This window comes from Verrucomicrobiales bacterium, from assembly GCA_016793885.1.
Classification (GTDB): Bacteria; Verrucomicrobiota; Verrucomicrobiia; order Limisphaerales; family UBA11320; genus UBA11320.
In genome coordinates this window covers 1-4,201 of sequence record JAEUHE010000143.1, presented here as the reverse complement: position 1 = coordinate 4,201, position 4,201 = coordinate 1, and the positions used below count along the sequence as shown (strand labels likewise).

General features: G+C 59.2%; 3 protein-coding genes. All 3 read left to right on the top strand.

From position 1 onward, the window contains the following. The first annotated feature begins 353 nt into the window (after nt 1-353). The 3 genes from JNN07_16125 (at nt 354) to JNN07_16115 (ending at nt 4,009) form a co-directional block, all read left to right on the top strand. Nucleotides 354-1,673 (top strand): PQQ-dependent sugar dehydrogenase, encoded by a 1,320-nt coding sequence (locus JNN07_16125; GenBank protein ID MBL9169268.1) that lies wholly within the window; start codon nt 354-356, stop codon nt 1,671-1,673. A 64-nt stretch (nt 1,674-1,737) separates the two neighbouring features. Beyond that, nucleotides 1,738-3,045, top strand: coding sequence for a Gfo/Idh/MocA family oxidoreductase (locus JNN07_16120; protein ID MBL9169267.1), 1,308 nt, complete (start codon nt 1,738-1,740; stop codon nt 3,043-3,045). Between the two features lie 55 nt (nt 3,046-3,100). Then, entirely contained in the window at nt 3,101-4,009 is a 909-nt protein-coding gene (locus JNN07_16115; GenBank protein MBL9169266.1) for a TIM barrel protein, read from the top strand. The last annotated feature ends 192 nt before the right edge of the window (nt 4,010-4,201 follow it).

Below are 4,201 nucleotides of genomic sequence, written 5' to 3'. Positions count from 1 at the left end.
GGATCACCTGAAGCCCCACAGGGTTCGCAACCCACGATGGGGTTGTGGATTCTATGGCGTTTTCCCCAGGGTAGCTCGTTCCTCCCAACCCTGGGCTTTGAGGCGCAATCCCGTTGGGATAGGGAGGAAGCCCTCCGAACTAGTGGGTAATGCTTAGAGAGGCCTACCGCAATCCAAGACGCTTCGCGACGCAGGTGGAGAGTATGGAGTGCTGTAGCCCTCTCCAGCTTTTCAGGACCCGACGGAGTCGGGAACCCCAGCGCCCCTCCAGGTTCAATCACACCCCACCCCACCCGGCTCCCCGCACTCGCTTCCGAGTTGCTCTTGAAAAGGATCACGCTAGTGTTCCGGCCATGATTCAACCACGCACGCTCCTCTGGTGTTTGCTCGGCCTCGTGCCCGCACTGTGCCTTCCTTTGACTGCCGCCCAAACGCTCAAGCTGCGGCTCATGTCGGAGGGCTTCGTCTCCCCCACCACGACGGCAGCGATACCCGGTTCACCCGGCCGAACTGTGGTGGCTGACCAGACTGGCGTGGCGCGAATCATGGAGAGGGATGGAACCATGCAGGATGATGCCTTCCTCGACCTCAGACCCAGAATGGTCAAATTAAACACCGGGTTCGATGAACGCGGACTGCTGGGTTTGGTGCTCCATCCCAAGTTCGCCTCCAACGGCAAGGTGTACGCCAGCTACAGTGCCCCACGCCGGGAGTCGGTGGCCACCAATTGGGACTCCACCCTGCGCATCTCCGAGTTCACGGCGAAGGGCAAACCGGCTCACTCGGTGGATCTCACCAGCGAGCGAGTGATCCTTGAGATCGACAAGCCCTACTTCAACCACAACGGCGGATGCATCGCTTTCGGGCCGGATGGCCATTTGTATATTGCGGTAGGAGACGGCGGGAACGGCAACGGACAAGGAATCGGCCACTCGCCTATCAGCAATGGACAAGATCTGAACACTCTGCTGGGTAAGATCCTCCGAATAGACGTGGATCGCGGCAACCCCTATCGCATTCCTCGGGACAACCCCTACGCCAAATCCGGAGGTCGTCCCGAGATCTTCGCCTACGGGTTCCGGAATCCGTGGCGGATCGCTTTCGACCGTGGCGGCGATCACGAACTCTTCGCCGGAGATATCGGGCAAACTCTCTATGAGGAGATCAACCTGGTGCTCAAGGGCGGAAACTATGGCTGGTTCATTCGCGAAGGCACGGCGTGCTTTAATCCCGCGGACGCACCAACACCGAAAGCCAGCTGCGCCACCCACGGAGCGGATGGAAAGCCGCTGATTGACCCCATCATCGCCTACAAGAACCCGAACGGCTTCCGGAAGGACGAGAGCGCCATCGGGATCAGCGTGATGGGAGGTTATGTCTATCGTGGGAAAGCAATTCCCGCCCTGCAGGGCCGCTACGTCTTCGGGGATTGGTCCCGCGCGTGGGCATTGCCGGAAGGAGTATTCCTGCTGGGCACACGCCCGGCAGGAGCCGAAAAGTCCACCTGGGCGATGGAGACCCTCGGGGTGAAGATCGAGGACGGCCTCAAGTGGAAGGCCTATATCACCGGCTTCGGAGAAGACAGCGAAGGCGAACTGTATGTCATGACCAACGCCAGCAACGGCCTGGTTGGCAAGACCGGCAAGGTCTACAAAATCGTCGGAATTGATTAACAAGAAGTGCCAGGAAACGACTTCTGCCTTGAATAAACTGCCCGATCCGAGGATCCATAGAGGTATGAGCAACGATGCACCTAGCGGCGTTTCCAGACGCGGCTTCCTGAAAACTTCCTCCTCCGCGGCCTTGGCCTCCTCGATTGTCATGCCGTTCATCCTGACCTCCAAGACCAAGGCGGCCTCTCCCGGGGATACTTTGAAGGTCGGTCTGGTCGGTTGCGGTGGGCGCGGAACCGGCGCGGCCGCCCAAGCTCTTCGCAGCGATGGCAACGTGCAACTGACCGCGATGGGAGATGTCTTCAAAAGCCAGGTGGACGGTAGCCTGGCCGCCCTCAAGAAGGACATTGACCCGGCCAAGATCAAGGTGGATCCCGACCACCAGTTCGAGGGCCTGGATGCCTACAAAAAGGTCATCGATAGCGGAGTGGATGTCGTCCTGCTCACCTCGCCTCCCGGCTTCCGCCCTCTCCACTTCAAATATGCCGTCGAAGCAGGCAAACACATTTTTACGGAAAAACCCATGGCGTCGGACGCCGTGGGAGTGCATTCCATCATGGAATCCGTCGAAGTTGCCAAGCAGAAGAACCTGGCCGTGGTGGCCGGCTTCTGCTGGCGCTATGATTATGCGCGTCGGGCGTTCTACGAACAGGTGCACCAAGGCACATTGGGCGATATTCGCGCCATCTATGCCACCTACCTGACCAGCCCGGTCAAGCCCATGCCCCAGGCCTCCACCCGCCCCGCCGGAATGGGGGATATCGAATGGCAGATTCGTAACTGGTACAATTTCGTCTGGCTGTCGGGAGACGGGTTGGTGGAGCAAGCCATCCACAGCGTGGACAAGATCGCCTGGGCGATGAAGGACGAACCCCCGCTAAAGTGCACCGCTGTCGGAGGACGATCATCCCCGGCGCATGGCGGCAATATCTACGATCACATCCAGGTAAACTACGAGTGGGAAAACGGTGTCCGAGCCTTTATGGCCCAGCGGCAGATCTCCAACTGCTCGTCGGAGAACAACGACTATATCATGGGCTCCAAGGGTTTTGGTTACATCACCGGCCGCGGTCTCTACATGACCGGCGAGAATCCCTGGAAGTACACGGGCCCCAAGAATGACATGTACCAAACCGAGCACGACGAGTTGTTTGCCTCGATTCGCGCCGGCAAGCCGCTCAATGACGGCGTGCGCATGGCCCGGAGCACGCTCCTGGGCATCATGGGCCGCATGGCCGCCTACACAGGAGCCGAAGTCACGTGGGAGATGATGCTGAACTCCAAGGAGAAGCTCGTCCCCGACCCGATTGACCTCAACATGGCTTTCGAGGCGCCGCCACGGGCTATTCCCGGCAAAACGGCCTTTGTCTAGGCAGTTCAGCCACCCTAGCCCCAACCTGAATCACCGCTCCATTCGCGCTCAAATCATGAAACTCAACCGTCGAGACTTCCTTCAGACATCCGCCTCGGCCACGGCCCTGGCCCTGGTCTCGGGGGCCGCCTCCAGCCTGGCTGCCGACACGGCTTCGGCGAAGAAACGCGATATCCGCAAGGCCATCATGTTTGGGACGGTGGGGATCAAGGGATCGGTCCTTCAAAAAATGCAGGCGGTGAAGGACGCCGGATTCGAAGGCGTAGAGCCCATGAGTCACATGGATCAGGATGAAGTGGTCAAGGCGCTCGAGGCCACCGGACTCAAGGCCGCCAGCGTTTGCTGCGGCACGCACTGGAATCAGACGCTCACTCACGACAGCCTCAACATCCGTGAAAAAGGCATCGAGGGCCTCAAACAGTCTCTGCGGGATGCCAAGCGCTACGACTGCGGTTCCGTGCTGTTGGTCCCCGGAGTCGTGAACAAGCAGGTCACCTATTCGGTGGCTTGGACCCGATCCCTGGAAAGCATCCGCAAAGCGATTCCTTTGGCGGAAGAACTCCAGGTGAAGATCTCCATTGAGAACGTTTGGAATAATTTTCTGATGAGTCCCTTGGAGGCGGCGCGGTTCGTCGACGAACTCAACAGCCCGTGGGTGGGTTGGCATTTTGACATCGGGAATGTCATCCACTACGGATGGCCCGAGCAGTGGGTGCAAGCGCTCGGAAAGCGGATCAACCGACTTCACATTAAAGAATTCAGCCGCGCCAAGGCCGATAAAGAAGGCCGCTATGCGGGCTTCGGGGCCAAGTTCCTCGAAGGGGACAACGATTGGCCAACTGTCATGAAAGCCTTGGATGGCATCGGCTACAGCGGCTGGGGCATCGCCGAGCAAGGCGGTGGCGATTCTCCTGAAGGCCTGAAAGATCTGGCTCAACGGATGGACAAGATCTTCGCCAGCTAGCAGCCTGTCGGACCTTCCCCACCCAATGGGCCGAGACGGCCCACACTACAGTGATAGGGGTAGGAATGCGGGATTGACCGCACCCCTCCCTCCAAACCGGACTGGCGGATTTCCCGCATCCGGCTTACCAGTCAGTAGGGTCCACAGTGGGGCTGAAGCCTATTGAGTCGGGTATCCTGCCAAACTGAATAA